A 13,771-nucleotide genomic window follows, 5' to 3' on the forward strand; every position below is an offset into this window, starting at 1 on the left:
AGTTCCGGCGTCATGGTCAGAATGCTACGTTTTCCCGGGATATGATTCCAATTGCTTATTTGAAAATAGGTATACGCAAATCATATACCTCAAGCGGCGGGCGGATAGCGCAGCGCCGCCACGTCGCGCATCGTGGCCAGCATGCTCTCGGCGCCGGGCGAAAGCTGGTGGTGACGGCGCGTGATGATGCCGTACATGTCCATGCGGATGCCCAGGTCGAACGGCAGCACGGTCAGCAGGCCCGTTTGCAGGTAAGGCTGCACCAGTTCCAGCGGCAGCGCCACCACCATATCGCTGCCGGTCAGCAGGTGCGCGATGACCGGCAGGGCCAGCGTTTCGACCGTTTCGGCCGGCGGTTCGAGGCCGCGCGCGAGGAACAGGGCGGTCAGGCGGTCGCGCAGGATGCTGCCGTTGGGCGGCAAAATCCAGCCCTGGCGCGCCAGTTCGTCGAGCGTGAGGTCGCTGCGTTCGGCCAGCGGGTGGCCGGCGCGCGCGATCAGGCTGTGCGGTTCGTCGGTGACCGGTTCGAAGCGCAGCTCGGCGGCCGCGCCGGTGTCGAGGATGCGCCCGACCACCAGATCGAGTTCGCCGGCGCGCAGGCGCTGCACCAGGATCTTGCTGGTATCGACGCTGATCGAGACATGCACGCGCGCGTGGCGCGCCTTGAGCAGGTTGACCGCCTCCGGCACCAGGCTGGTGGACGGCGTGAGCACGGTGCCCACGTCGACCCGGCCACGCAGGCCGGAGAGCAGTTCCATGACTTCCTGGTGGGCCGCGTCCATCTCGGCCAGGGCGGCGCCGGCGCGCCGGATCAGCACCTGGCCGTACCAGGTCGGCGCCACGCCGCGCGGCAGGCGCTCGAACAGCTGCACGCCGAGCGCGTGTTCAAGTTCGCCGAGCAGTTTGGAAGCGGCCGGCTGGGTCAGGTTCGCGGCTTGCGCCGCATGCATGATGGAGCCGTGCCGGCCAAGTTCGACCAGCAGCACCAGGTGGCGGGTCTTGAGGTGCGAACGGACGAAGCGGTCGGAGCGTGGATCTGGCATGGGTGGCTGTCGGGGTCGGGGATGTCGATGATATATGCCTGATGGCTAAATCGTCAACATGTATGACCTCCGACAAGGTACCTCTCTCAGGTGCGGCGCTCCCCGCGCGCCTTCAACTGATCGAGCAGCACCGCCGCCAGCAGGATCGAACCGCGCACCAGGTACTGGTAGAACGAATCGACGTTCAGCAGATTCATGACATTTTCCACGGTCCCCATGATCAGCACCCCGATCAGCACCCCGAAAATGCGCGCCTTGCCGCCCTGGAGCGAGACCCCACCGAGCACGCAGGCCGAAATCACATCGAGCTCGAAACCCTGCGCCGCATTCGGCTGGCCGCTGGTGATGCGCGAGGCCAGGATCAGGCCCGCCAGCGCGGTAACCAGCCCTTGCAGCAGAAAGATCCACACGCGCAGCTTCTCGACCTTGACGCCGGCCAGGCGCGCCGCTTCCGGATTGCCGCCGATGGCCAGGGTATTGCGGCCGAACACCGTATGATTGAGCAGCACCCCGAACACCAGGAAGCAGGCGCCGGCCATCAGCACCGGCAGCGGCAGGCCGAACACCTGGGTGTCGCCGAAGGCGATGAAGGCATCGGAGTTGATCCCGACCGCCTGCCCTTGCGAGACGATGAACGCCAGCCCGCGCACCATCAGCATGGTGGCCAGGGTGGCGATCAGCGCGTTGACGCGCAGGTAAGCAATCAGCACGCCGTTGCCGGCGCCGATCAGCGCACCGGCGCCGAGGCCCGCGCCGACGGCCAGGGCGACGCTGCCGCTGCGTTCCAGGACCATGGCCCCGAGCACGCCGGCAAAGGCGATGGTGGAGCCGACCGACAGGTCGAAGTCGCGCGAGGCCAGGCACAGCATCATGGTGCAGGCGACCATGCCGATCTGCGCGACCGAGAGCATCAGGCCGACCACGTTGGCGACCGAGAAGAAGTTATCGACCGTGGCCGCGAGCACGGCGAACAGCAGCGCGTACGCCAGCGGCATGCTGTATTCGATCAGGAGCGCGCGCTGGCGGCTGGCCAGCGCCGGGGCGCCGCCGTGGGTGACTGGGATGGTGCTCATGCAATTCTCCGGGAGGTGTTATCGGCGTTGTCGCCGTTGTTATCGTTGTTGTTATCGTTGTTGTTATCGTTGCTGGTATCGGCGTCGCCCAGCGGGTCCGGCAGCGCCAGGCTCAGCACCGCTTTTTCGTCGGCGTCCGCACGCGCCAGCTGGCCGACAATGCGGCCGTCGCGCATCACCGCCACGCGGTCGGCAATGCCCAGCACTTCGGGCAGTTCGCTCGAAATGACGATCACGCAGCAGCCGCGCGCGGCCACCTCGTGGATGATGCGGTAGATGTCGTTCTTGGCGCCGACGTCGATCCCGCGCGTCGGTTCGTCCAGCACCAGTACCTTCAGGTCCGGTTCGGCCAGCCAGCGCGCCAGGATCACTTTCTGCTGGTTGCCGCCCGAGAGCAGGCGGATTTCCTGTTCGCGGCTGGGGGTCTTGATGCGCAGGCGCGCGATGAATTCGTCGGCCAGCGCAGCCTCGCGCGCATGGCGCAGGAAAATCCCGCCCAGCAGCGCATGGCGGCGGCAGCTGATGTTGATGTTCTCGGCCACCGAGGACTGGGCCAGGATGCCCTGCTCCTTGCGGTCTTCGGGACACAGCACGATGCCGGCCGCAATCGCCGCCGACGGGCCGCCCATTGCCACCTGCGCGCCGTCGAGCAGCACGGTGCCGGGCAGGCGCTTGTCGGCGCCGTACATCTGGCGCATCAATTCGCTGCGCCCGGCGCCCACCAGGCCAAAGAAGCCCAGCACTTCGCCGGCGCGCACCGAAAAGTCGCAACCCTCGGCCATGCCGCGCACCACCAGGCGCTCGGCGCCCAGTGCGCGTTCGCGGTAGTCGTAGATGTCGCTCAGTTCACGCCCGACCATGTCGCTGATCAGGCGCTCGCGCGGCACCTCGGCCATGACCGGGTGCGTGGCGACCTTGCGCCCGTCGCGGAAGATGGTGCAGGCGTCGCACAGCGCGTACAGTTCTTCCAGCCGGTGCGAGATGTAGATCAGGGTGCGCCCTTCGGCGCGCAGGTCGCGCACCAGGCGGAACAGGATCTCGGTTTCGCGGTGCGACAGGCTGCTGGTCGGCTCGTCGAAGGCGATCACCTGGGCATCCTGCATCACGGCCTTGCAGATCTCGACCATCTGGCGCTGCGCGATCGACAGGTCGGCCAGGCGCGCGTTCGGGTCGAGGTCGACCCCGATTTTGGCCAGGCGTCTTGAGACCAGCTGGTTGGCGGCGCCCTTGTCGAGAAAGCCCATGCGGGTCGGCATGCGGCCCAGCAGGACGTTCTCGGCCACCGTCAACTCGGGAACATACTGCAGTTCCTGGTGGATGATCGACACCCCCGCGGCGATGGCGTCGCTGGCCGAACCGAAGCGCACTTCGCGCCCGTCGACCAGCAGGCGCCCGCCGTCCGGGCGGTACTGCCCGCCCAGGATCTTGAGCAGGGTCGACTTGCCGGCGCCGTTTTCGCCCAGCAGGCCATGCACGGTTCCGGCGTGGGCCTCGAAGCTCACGCCCCCGAGCGCGATCACGCCGGGGAAGTGTTTCGAGACCTGGTCAAACTGGAGATAAGCGGACATCGTCGATCACTGCCCCATCTCGGCGCGCACCTTGTCGGCATTTGCGCGCGTCATCAGCATGCCGGCGGTGAGCGTTTCCGCAGCCGGGACCTTGTTGGTGGCAATCCAGTCGTACAGGTTGGCGGCGGTTTCGTAACCATGGCGTTTGGGGCTGATCATCACGGTGCCGAAGAAACCGGTCGGCTGCGGCTTGGCGAATTCGTTCTGCGCCGTCTTGCTGCCGCCGATGCCGATGCCGATCATGGCGTCGGCGCGCATGCCGCGTCCTTCGGCGGCGCGCACCGCACCCATCACCGATTCATCGTTCAGGGCCACCGCGACCCACTTCTTGAAGCGCTGCTGCTTGGTGTAGGCGATGTTGGCGGCGTTGAAGGCCGATTCGGTATCGGTCTTCGACTGCGGCGCGTCGATCACGTTGGCCGCCGGGATGCCGGCCGCAGTCAAGGTGTCGACCGCACCCATGGTGCGCTCCCTGGCGGTCGGCAGCTGGTCGTAGGCGATGCGCAGGATGCCCACTTCGGCCGGATTCCAGCCGCGCGCCTTGATTTCGGCGGCCAGACCCGCGCCCACCTGCTTGCCGATCTCGTAGCCCGAAATGCCCATATGCGGCACCGATGCCAGCGGCTTGCCGGCGCCATCGAGCAGGCGGTCGTCGACCGAGATGACTTTCATGTTGTTGCGCCTGGCGGCGCGTTCGACCGCCTTGCCCAGCTTGACGTCGGGCGCGCAGATGACGAAGCCCTGTGCTTTTTGCGCGGCCAGGTTGTCGATCGCGGCGATCATTTTTTCGCCGTTCGGAATGCCGATCTTGATCAGCGTGAAACCCTTGTCCTTGGCGGCCTGCTCGGCGAAACGCCATTCATCCTGGAACCACGGTTCCTCGGCCTGCTTGACCAGGAAGCCGATCTTGACCGGATCGGCCGCGTGGGCGGCGCCGAAAGCGCATGTCACCAGGGCTGCGGCGGCGATTTTTGCGAAGATACGTAATTTCATGGTGGTCTCCTGTTAGTTATCGATTTATTGTGGTGGATGATCGTCGAACGGACTGTCTGCCTGACCCGCGACGCCGGGACCAGGGACTGCATACAAGCCGCCCGCGCCAACGGCGGCGAGCTGCGTCAGGCCGGCGCCGCCAAAGGCGATGCTGGTGCAATCGTGCGCAATGCGCTGTACTACCTTGCCATCCGGTGCGTAGCGCAGCAACCGGCCGGTCTGGGCGCTCCACATGCAGCCATCGAGGTCGAGCGCCGCGCCGCGCGGGCTGACGCCGGCATCGAGCTGCGCGAACACCTTGGGCGCGCCCACGCTGCCGGCGTCGGCGTCGTAGTCGCAGGCCATGATGCGGCTGGCGCGGGCGTCGGCGAAGAACATGCGCCTGCCGTCGGCGGAAAAGCAGATGGCGCTCGCCTCGGCCACCACCGGCAAGGCCAGGCGGCGCAAGCCGTGCTGGCGCGAATACTGATAAAAACTGCCGATCGCGCGCCCGTCTTCGGCCACGTTGCGGGTGCCGAAGACCAGGAAACCGCGGCGGTCGGTGCAGCCGTCGCTGATCGCGGTGCGCGGTTCGGCGGCGTCCACCGCCACCAGCGGCTGCACGCGCAGCTGGCGCGCGCTGGTTTCCCTGCCCGGCTGCGCCACGCCGAGGCGCTTGCTCAGGCCCAGCAGCACACGCCCGGACCGGCAGTGCGCCAGCAGGCCGGCGGCGTCGGGCAGGCGGCAGGCCAGCGGCGCCGCGTCTTGCGTGGCGTACGCGTGTACCGCGTGGGCCGCGCTACCGGTCCACCACCAGCGGCGGCTGTGCGCATCCCAGCGCAGGCAGCGCCCGGGATGGTGCGACAAGCGAGATGGCGGCGTGGACGACGGTGTGGATGACGGCAGGGCTACCACTCGGCGACGCTGCCATCCTCGTGGCGCCACAGGGGATTGCGCCAGTCGGGTGCGTTCTTGCTCGCTTCGAGCACGCGTTCTTCGTCGACCTCGACCCCCAGCCCCGGCTTGGTGAGGGCGGCGATGTAGCCGCCGTCCATGCGGAAGTCATCCTTGTTGATGACGTAGTCGAGCAGTTCGGCGCCCTGGTTGTAATGGATGCCCATGCTCTGCTCCTGCAGCACCGCGTTGTGCGATACAAAATCGAGGTGCAGGCAGGCCGCCAGCGCCACCGGGCCGAGCGGGCAATGCGGCGCCACGGCGACATCGTAGGCTTCGGCCATGGCCGCGATCTTGACGCACTCGGTGATGCCGCCGGCGTGCGACAGGTCGGGCTGCAGGATCGCCAGGCCGCCCTGTTCGAGCACGCGCTTGAACTCGAAGCGCGAGTACATGCGCTCGCCGGCCGCCAGCGGAATCGAGGTCGATTCGGCCAGGCGCGGATAGTACTCGGCCTGCTCGGCCAGCACCGGCTCTTCGACGAACAGGGGGCGGTACGGCTCCAGCGCGCGCAGCAGCACCTTGGCCATGGGCGCGGCCACGCGGCCGTGGAAGTCGATGCCGAATTCGATGTCGTTGCCGAAGGCTTCGCGGATTTCGGCGATGCGTCCGACCGCCTGGTCGACCGCGCGCGCGCTGTCGAGCATGCGCAGTTCTTCGGTGCCGTTCATCTTGAAGGTGTCGATGCCGACTTCGCGCAGCTTGCGGATGCCGGCGATGACATCAAGCGGACGGTCGCCCCCGACCCAGCTGTACATCTTCATCTTGTCGCGTACCCGGCCGCCCAGCAGGTCGTAGACCGGCACGCCGAGCGCCTTGCCCTTGATGTCCCACAGGGCCTGGTCGATGCCGGCGATGGCGCTCATCAAAATCGCGCCGCCGCGGTAGAAGCCGCCGCGGTACATGGCTTGCCACAGGTCGTTGATGCGGCCCGGATCCTGGCCGATCAAGAATGGCGTCATCTCGTGGACGGCCGCTTCGACCGTGCGCGCGCGCCCTTCGATCACGGGTTCGCCCCAGCCGACGATGCCTTCGTCTGTCTCGATCTTGAGCAGCATCCAGCGCGGCGGAACCCGGTACGTCGTCAGTTTGATGATTTTCATTGCTTAGCCATTAGTCAAGAATGACAGGCAGTCTAAGCCTGCGAGCCACCCCTGAAATATGAATATTCGCGAAAAAGCTATACGCAAATCGCATAGCTATTCATCAGCTGCCCGCCTGCTTATGATGGGCCATCCGATCGACGGCGTGGACCGCCGTTTCAAGAGGAGCTCATGCACATGAAGTTGCTTCGTTCATTGCTTGCCTGCAGCGCGGCCATGGCCGGCCTGGCCATGCCGGGCGCCGCGCGCGCCATTCCCATCGCCAGCAGCGGCACCGAAGGCCGGGCCGTGCTGGCGACAGGTCCGGGCGCTATGGTGGCGACCTACCTGGGCAGCTCCGCCGACTATGCCAACGATGTCTACCTGTTCACCGATGACGGGATCGACAACAACGACCTGTTCATGTTTAACAACCGCAGCACGCCCGTGGGCGCGACCCTTGAGCTGGGCCGGTTTGCGTCCGGCAGCGAACTGGTGTTTCGGCTGCATGTTAACAATACGGGGCGCGATTTCTATTCGGGCAAGGCCAGCCGCAACGCCGACCGCCGCGCCCATGCGCGCGCCCAGGAAAACTGGCTCCCGGATGTCACGCTGATCAGTTTCGAGGACTTGCGCGGCGGGCCGTACGAATTCAACGACATGAGTTTTTCCCTGAGCCGGACGGAGATCACCGTGCCGCCCGTCAAGGTGCCCGAGCCTGCTTCGCTCACGCTGGTCGGACTCGGCATCGCCGGCATGCTGGCATTGCGGCGCCGCACACCCGCATCGTGGCATTTTTTGAAAGCACGCTATCGGCTTTGCGGATGGGATTGGTATTTCTATTGCCGCAGCCGAAGATGACAGCACCATCCTTGCATCTCCGTCAAAAGTTCCCAGTGGAAATGCCAGGATAATTTCACCAGGCCTGCGTACGCACTCCGTGGCCACGGAGCCGGGCAGGAACACGATCAACGAACCGGAAGGAAGACAGCATGAAATCAATGCAATCGGAAAATACGGAAAATTCGGACAGCATGAGCAGCGGTGCGATGCATGGCGGCAGCAGCGGCAACAGCGCCAGCGCCAGCGCCGTACCGCAAGGCGCGCGCGGCATGCCGGGTGCCAGCATGATGAGCCAGCCCGCGGCGGCTGGCGTGCAGGACGACACACCCGATGCCCAGGCACTCGCGGCGCAGGCGGGTCCGCGCAAGCCCAGCTCGGGCCCGGTGGTGGCGTGGGGTCCGAACCGGCTTGACGTGTTCGCGCTCGGCACCAATCGCGGCATGTATCACAAGTGGTGGAACGGCTCAAGCTGGAATCCGTCCGTGACCGGTTACGAATTCATGGGCGGGGTCGGCACCAGCGTGCCGCAGGCCATCTCGACCCAGGTCAACCGCCTCGACCTGTTTGTCACAGGCACCGACAGCGCCCTGTATCACAAGAACTTCAACGGTAGCGCCTGGGTGCCGTCGCTGACCGGCTACACCAATCTGGGCGGCATATGCATCGGCGACCCGCGCGCCATCTCATGGGGCCCCAACCGGCTCGACGTGTTTGTCATCGGCACCGACCGCGCGCTGTATCACAAGTGGCGCAGCGGTTCGACCTGGGGACCATCGCTGACCGGCTACGAAAACATGGGCGGCATTATCATGGAGCAGCCCGAAGTGGTCTCGTGGGGTCCGAACCGGCTCGACGTGTTCGTCATCGGCACCGACCGCGCGCTGTATCACAAGTGGTGGGATGGCAGCAACTGGGGGCCCTCGCTGACCGGCTACGAAAAACTGGGCGGCGTGTGCACCTCGGCGCCGCGCGCGGTCGCCTGGGGCAACAACCGCCTCGATGTGTTTGTGACCGGCACCGATGGCGCGCTGTATCACAAATGGTGGAACGGCAACCAGTGGCTGCCCTCGGGGAATAACCTGGAACGGCTCGGCGGCGTGTGCATCGGCAACCCCGAAGCGGTGTCGTGGGGACCGAACCGGATCGACGTGTTCGTGGTCGGCACCGACAGCGCGCTGTATCACAAATGGTGGGACGGCAGCAACTGGGGTCCGTCCCTGCTGGGGTACGAAGCGATGGGCGGGATCCTGTCCTCGCAACCGCGGGTGGTGGCGTGGGCTGCGAACCGGCTGGATGTGTTCGCCACCGGATCGGACAGCGCGCTGTACCACAAATGGTGGAATGGCAGCAGTTGGGGGCCGTCGCTGACCGGTTACGAGTACATGGGCGGCATCATCCAGAACTTCGGCCAGACGCCGGTGGGCGCGGCCGACGCCGCGTCGGGCGGACTCGATTCGTCGGGGCAGCCGGCGCAGTTGCACGATGGCATGAATAGCTGACGCTTTACGCCAGGATCCGTCATTTTTGCCAGTGGCAGGAATGACGGAGCTTAGTTTTTGGGCTAAAAGTTTATCTGAGCGGCATTGCTTACTGCGGCACGATGCGCAGCAACTGGCCGTTGTCTTCGTCGGTGATGACGTACAGATGCCCGTCCGGCCCCTGGCGCACATCGCGCACGCGCTTGCCGATCAGCAGGCGTTCCTGCGACACCACATTGGCATCCTTGTCGAGCACGATGCGGCGCACGTCGGTGGTGGCCAGACCGCCGCTGAACAGGCTGCCGCGCCATTGCGGGAACTGGCTACCGCTGTACTGCACCAGCCCGGACGCGCCCGGCGACGGCACCCATGCAATCTTCGGCTGCGTCATGCCCGGCACGACCGGCTGGCCGACCGGTTCGCCCGTGCGGTAATCGCGGCCGTAGCTTTGCAGCGGCCATCCATGGTTTTGACCCGCTTCGACCAGGTTCAGTTCATCGCCGCCGCGCGGTCCGTGTTCGGAGGCCCACACGCGGCCGCTGGCGTCGAGCGCCATGCCCTGGATGTTGCGGTGGCCGTAACTCCAGATTTCCGGCAGCGCACCCGGGCGCGTGGCCAGCGGATTGCCGGGCGCGGCCTTGCCGGCATCGGTCAGGCGCAGGATCGACCCGTTGTGGCTGCCCAGGTTCTGGGCCTGGTCGCGCGCCAGCATGCCGCCCACCTGCTGCGGTGGATTGCCGCCGTCGCCGATGCTCATCAGCAAGGTGCCATCCTTGTGCCACAGCAGGCGCGAGCCGAAGTGCTGGCCGCCGCTCTTGTCGGGCTGGGCCTTGAAAATGGTCTTGATGCCGCTCACGGCCTTGCCGTCGAACACGCCCTGCACCAGGGTGGTCCGGTTGGCCTGGTCGGTGCCGGTGGACATCGTCATGTAGACACGCGGATTGATCTTGTCGCCCGGATGGATGGCAATGTCGAGCAGGCCGCCCTGGCCGTTGGTGAAGACCGGCGGCAAGCCTTCCATCGGCACTTCCGCGAAGCGCTTGCCCTTGAGCATATACAGCTTGCCATTCTTGGTGCTCACCAGCATGCGCCCGTCCGGCAACCAGTTCACCGCCCAGGGATGCGACAAGCCTTCGCTCACCGTTTCCGCGCGCCAGCCTTTGGCGGCGGGCGGCACATCACTGGTGGGCAATTGTGCCTGCGCGGCGGGCAGCGCCAGCGCCGTCAGGGCGGCGGCGATGCAAGAGGACAAGGGGCGTGGGAACAGGGTGGGCAACATCGGGTATCTCCTTAACAATGGGGGTTTCTTCCTTCATCGTACCGGATGGCTGCCGAATGCGCACGCCCGGTGGTCGAACCAGGCGTGCCGTATTGACGATGCGCCAGCCGTTAGCGGCCTGACGCATCGGGGGAATTGCCGCTGTTTTACGAACGATCAGTGCTGATAGGCGCCGATGTCGAAACCTGTCGTCGTGTTACGCGGACGTTCGAGGAAGTCGAAGTCGAGCGCTTCGGTCGGGGTGCCGCGTCCGATGGCGGGCGAGCTGCTCGACAGGCGCAGGTCCGGCGTGCCGCTGCGGCTGTAGGCCACGAACAGCGGCTCGGAGCTGACGGTGCCGCTGTGGGTCAGGCCGTTCTTGAGCTGCCAGTTGTAGGTCGAGTTCTTGAATACCAGGTTGTTGCGGTAGGTATTGTTCTTGCCCGTCTTGCCCTGCTCCGACACGCCCATCTTGTTGTCGTACACGATATTGCTGTAGACGGCGATGTAATCGGCCGGACCCCGGGTGTGATAGTAGTCGCCGCCGCCGACAATGATGCCGGTGTTCGAGGTCGTCACCGTATTGTTGGTGATGATCACGCGGTTGGCATCGTGCCACAGGTGGATCGCGCCTTCGGCCACGCGGTAGACCACGTTGTTCTTCACGCTGCCCGAGGTACTGACGTAGATGCCCTGCACGAAACGGCAGCCGGCCGGGCCGATATCGTGCACGAGGTTGCCGACGACGTCGGACTTGACGCCCTTGTAGTAGCTGTCCACGCCGATGGCCGAACCGCCGCCGCTGGTGCAGCCGACGCCTTTGGCGATGTCGTGCACGTAGTTGGCGCGGATCATGTCGTAGGAGCCGCCGTTGTAGATGCCGCCGGTCCACTTGCCGCCCTTGCCGTTGACTTCGAAGCCGACGATGTCGACGTAGTTGCCGCGGTTATCCCAGCCGGTCTTGCCGCTCGAACCGGAAGCGACGATCTTGGCGCCCCATTTGGTGGTCGAGACGAAATAGATGCGCGCCGAAGCGGAGCCGCTGACGGTGGTCTTGATGCCGCCGGTGTAAGTGCCGGGCGCCACGAACACGGTGGTGCTGCCCCTGGTTGCGCGGGCGGCGCGGGCGATGGTCTTGAACGGCGCGGCGGCGCTGCCCGCGTTGCTGTCGTTACCGTTCGGCGCCACATACAGTTTGTAGGTGGTCGAGGGAATGACGGGGACCGCTTGCGCCGCTACCGGCAGGTCCGCGCCCTGGGCGGCGGTGGCGGCGGCCAGGGCGGCAGCGTCGGTGGCGCCATAGGCGGTGGCGCTGTGCGGCATGGCGTCGCCGGCGCCGTAGCCGATCAGGGCAAAATCTTTCTCGCTGTAATTGGATGGAGCGGCGTCCGCAGCCTGGCCGGCGTCATCCCGGGCCGGGGCCGCAGCCGGTTCGGCCTGTTCGCCGTCGGCCCGGTTGGCCATCAGCGCATCGACCGGGGCCGTCCCGGCACTGGATCCGTCGCTGCTGACCATGTAAGCGGCCGTCTGCGTTTGTTGCTTGGCTTGGGACGCGTCCTGTTCGCCGCTACCGCCGCCGCAAGCGGCCAGCAAGACGGTCATGCTGCTGCACAGCAAGGCGTGAACACGGATTTCCGAAGCAAAGGTGACAAATTTATTCATTACAGGTTCCTTACTTTTTTACGTGAATGAGCAAGGTTTGAGCGGGATCAAATAAATAGGTTCAATGATTTGACAGGAAAATTTCTGTCAAATATGAGAACCACACCAGTAGTATCCCGATGGAAATCAAACACCTGGCTGCAACTCGCGTGGGCAAAGCCGCTCTAAGAAGTAAATTCACTTTGACGGAGAACCTATGCGCGACTACACCAACGTCAGGCTCACCCTTCCGGCCGGGGAGCACTACGCCGGCCTCATACTCGGAAAGAACAATTGTTGCGACCACCATCTGGTGCTGTTGCCGGACGAAGTGGCGGACGTCCCGTGGGGAATCGCCCGCGACTGGGCGCTGGCCTGCGGTGGGCAACTGCCGACCCGGCGCGAACTGGCATTGCTCTACGCCAATTTGCACGAACATTTCCAGCGCATGTGGTATTGGTCGTGCGAAACGCAGGAGCCGCGCGCGCACCTGGTGTGGGGGCAAAACTTCACGAGCGGCATCCAGACCATGTACGGCCGGCCGTTTCGGGGCCGCGCGCGCGCCGTGCGGCGGGTGCCGGTCGACTGAACGCGTGCTTATGTGCCCTACCGAACGGATCGACACATGCTTTTCCGATATCGTCCGTTCTGTCTACTCCGACGCACTACCTATATATAACAACAGCCGTATTGGAAAACAAAAATGAATATCCTCATCAGCCTCATCATCTATTTGGTCATCTTCGGATTGATCTGGTGGCTCGTCAGCATGCTGCCGCTGCCGGCTCCCGTGGCGCAGATTGTCCGGGTGCTGTTCATCATCCTGCTGATTCTGATCGTCCTGTCGGTCTTCGGCATCATTCCAGGCGGCTACCTGCCACGCCTGAACCTGTAGTCGCTACACAGCGCAAGCGGCCCGGCCAGTTCCCAACGGAACCGCCGGGCTTTTTTACGCCTGATGGAAACGTCCGCTGGGCATATAATCCGGCCATGACGCAAGCACAGATCCAGGCCTTTTACGACGACAGCACCGCCACCGTCACCTACGTGGTCCACGCGGGCGCCGGCACGCCCTGCGCGATCATCGATCCGGTGCTCGATTTCGATCCCAAATCCGGGCGCACCTCCACCGCCTCGGCCGAACGGGTGATCGACTTTGTGCGCACAAATGCGCTCACGGTGGCATGGCTGCTCGAAACCCACGCCCACGCCGACCATCTGTCGGCTGCGCCCTTCCTGGCCGCGCAACTGGGCGGCCGCACCGCCATCGGCGCCGGCATCCGCACCGTGCAGCGCGCCTTTTCGGCGCTGTTTGCCGATACCGGCGACGCCACCCGCTTCAACCACCTGTTCGCGCCCAACGAAGACTTCGCCATCGGCGAGCTGCAAGCGCGCGCGCTGCACGTGCCCGGCCACACGCCGGCCGACATGGCTTACCGGATCGGCGACGCCGTGTTTGTCGGCGACACGCTGTTCATGCCCGACGTCGGCACGGCGCGCTGCGACTTCCCCGGCGGCTGCGCGGCAATGCTGTACCGGTCGGTGCGCCGCATCCTGGCGCTGGCGCCAGGCACGCGCCTGTTCATGTGCCACGACTATCCACCGGACGGCCGCGCGCCGGCATGGGAAACCACCGTCGCCGACCAGCGCGCGCACAACATCCACGTGCACGACGGCGTGAGCGAGGCCGACTTCGTGGCCATGCGCACGCGGCGCGACGCCACCCTGGCCATGCCGACCCTGATCCTGCCCGCGATCCAGGTCAACCTCAATGCCGGCGAACTGCCGGCACCCGAGGAAAACGGCGTGCGCTACCTGAAGATTCCGCTCGACGCGTTCTGAGGCGCGCAGCGCGGCCT

At 65.4% G+C, this 13,771-nt stretch carries 13 protein-coding genes; 5 read left to right on the forward strand and 8 right to left on the reverse strand.

Translation table 11 applies throughout. The features are described 5' to 3' along the window. Nucleotides 1-89: 89 nt before the first annotated feature. The 6 genes from F2P45_RS00170 to dgoD form a co-directional block, all read right to left on the reverse strand. Nucleotides 90-1,043: a LysR substrate-binding domain-containing protein gene (locus F2P45_RS00170; protein ID WP_166869761.1), complete on the reverse strand. Its 954-nt coding sequence runs from the start codon at nt 1,041-1,043 to the stop codon at nt 90-92. Between the two features lie 86 nt (nt 1,044-1,129). Then, nucleotides 1,130-2,116: an L-arabinose ABC transporter permease AraH gene (araH, locus tag F2P45_RS00175; protein ID WP_166869762.1), complete on the reverse strand. Its 987-nt coding sequence runs from the start codon at nt 2,114-2,116 to the stop codon at nt 1,130-1,132. Continuing rightward, complete coding sequence (gene araG / locus F2P45_RS00180) at nt 2,113-3,684, reverse strand: L-arabinose ABC transporter ATP-binding protein AraG (protein WP_166869763.1); 1,572 nt, start codon at nt 3,682-3,684, stop codon at nt 2,113-2,115. Before araG ends, araH begins: the two co-directional genes overlap by 4 nt. A gap of 6 nt (nt 3,685-3,690) precedes the next feature. After that, nucleotides 3,691-4,677 carry an arabinose ABC transporter substrate-binding protein gene (locus F2P45_RS00185; protein ID WP_166869764.1) on the reverse strand — a complete coding sequence of 329 codons (987 nt, stop codon included), beginning with the start codon at nt 4,675-4,677 and terminating at the stop codon, nt 3,691-3,693. Nucleotides 4,678-4,701: 24 nt separating this feature from the next. Then, nucleotides 4,702-5,523 (reverse strand): SMP-30/gluconolactonase/LRE family protein, encoded by an 822-nt coding sequence (locus tag F2P45_RS00190; protein WP_166869765.1) that lies wholly within the window; start codon nt 5,521-5,523, stop codon nt 4,702-4,704. 41 nt (nt 5,524-5,564) lie between these two features. Then, the gene (dgoD, locus tag F2P45_RS00195) at nt 5,565-6,713 is read right to left on the reverse strand and encodes a galactonate dehydratase (protein WP_166869766.1); all 1,149 of its coding nucleotides are present in this window, start codon (nt 6,711-6,713) and stop codon (nt 5,565-5,567) included. Nucleotides 6,714-6,890: 177 nt separating this feature from the next. On the opposite strand from dgoD, the gene F2P45_RS00200 reads away from it, so the two are divergent. Next, on the forward strand, nt 6,891-7,553 hold the full coding sequence (locus F2P45_RS00200; RefSeq protein WP_166869767.1) for a PEP-CTERM sorting domain-containing protein: 663 nt from the start codon (nt 6,891-6,893) through the stop codon (nt 7,551-7,553). Nucleotides 7,554-7,684: 131 nt separating this feature from the next. Continuing rightward, nucleotides 7,685-9,034, forward strand: a complete 1,350-nt coding sequence (locus F2P45_RS00205) for a PLL family lectin (RefSeq protein ID WP_166869768.1) — start codon at nt 7,685-7,687, stop codon at nt 9,032-9,034. Nucleotides 9,035-9,122: 88 nt separating this feature from the next. On the opposite strand, the gene F2P45_RS00210 is transcribed toward F2P45_RS00205, so the two are convergent. Together F2P45_RS00210 and F2P45_RS00215 are read right to left on the reverse strand one after the other, a co-directional pair. Continuing rightward, nucleotides 9,123-10,292, reverse strand: coding sequence for a PQQ-dependent sugar dehydrogenase (locus tag F2P45_RS00210; RefSeq protein ID WP_166869769.1), 1,170 nt, complete (start codon nt 10,290-10,292; stop codon nt 9,123-9,125). A gap of 156 nt (nt 10,293-10,448) precedes the next feature. After that, complete coding sequence (locus F2P45_RS00215; RefSeq protein WP_166869770.1) at nt 10,449-11,933, reverse strand: DUF1565 domain-containing protein; 1,485 nt, start codon at nt 11,931-11,933, stop codon at nt 10,449-10,451. A gap of 196 nt (nt 11,934-12,129) precedes the next feature. On the opposite strand from F2P45_RS00215, the gene F2P45_RS00220 reads away from it, so the two are divergent. The 3 genes from F2P45_RS00220 (at nt 12,130) to F2P45_RS00230 (ending at nt 13,754) form a co-directional block, all read left to right on the forward strand. Beyond that, entirely contained in the window at nt 12,130-12,501 is a 372-nt protein-coding gene (locus tag F2P45_RS00220) for a DUF1566 domain-containing protein (protein WP_166869771.1), read from the forward strand. Nucleotides 12,502-12,615: 114 nt separating this feature from the next. Beyond that, nucleotides 12,616-12,807, forward strand: a complete 192-nt coding sequence (locus F2P45_RS00225) for a Thivi_2564 family membrane protein (RefSeq protein WP_126073335.1) — start codon at nt 12,616-12,618, stop codon at nt 12,805-12,807. Nucleotides 12,808-12,902: 95 nt separating this feature from the next. Beyond that, the gene (locus F2P45_RS00230; protein WP_166869772.1) at nt 12,903-13,754 is read left to right on the forward strand and encodes an MBL fold metallo-hydrolase; all 852 of its coding nucleotides are present in this window, start codon (nt 12,903-12,905) and stop codon (nt 13,752-13,754) included. Nucleotides 13,755-13,771 lie beyond the last annotated feature (17 nt).

The organism is Massilia mucilaginosa, from assembly GCF_011682145.1.
Lineage (GTDB): Bacteria > Pseudomonadota > Gammaproteobacteria > Burkholderiales > Burkholderiaceae_D > Telluria_A > Telluria_A mucilaginosa.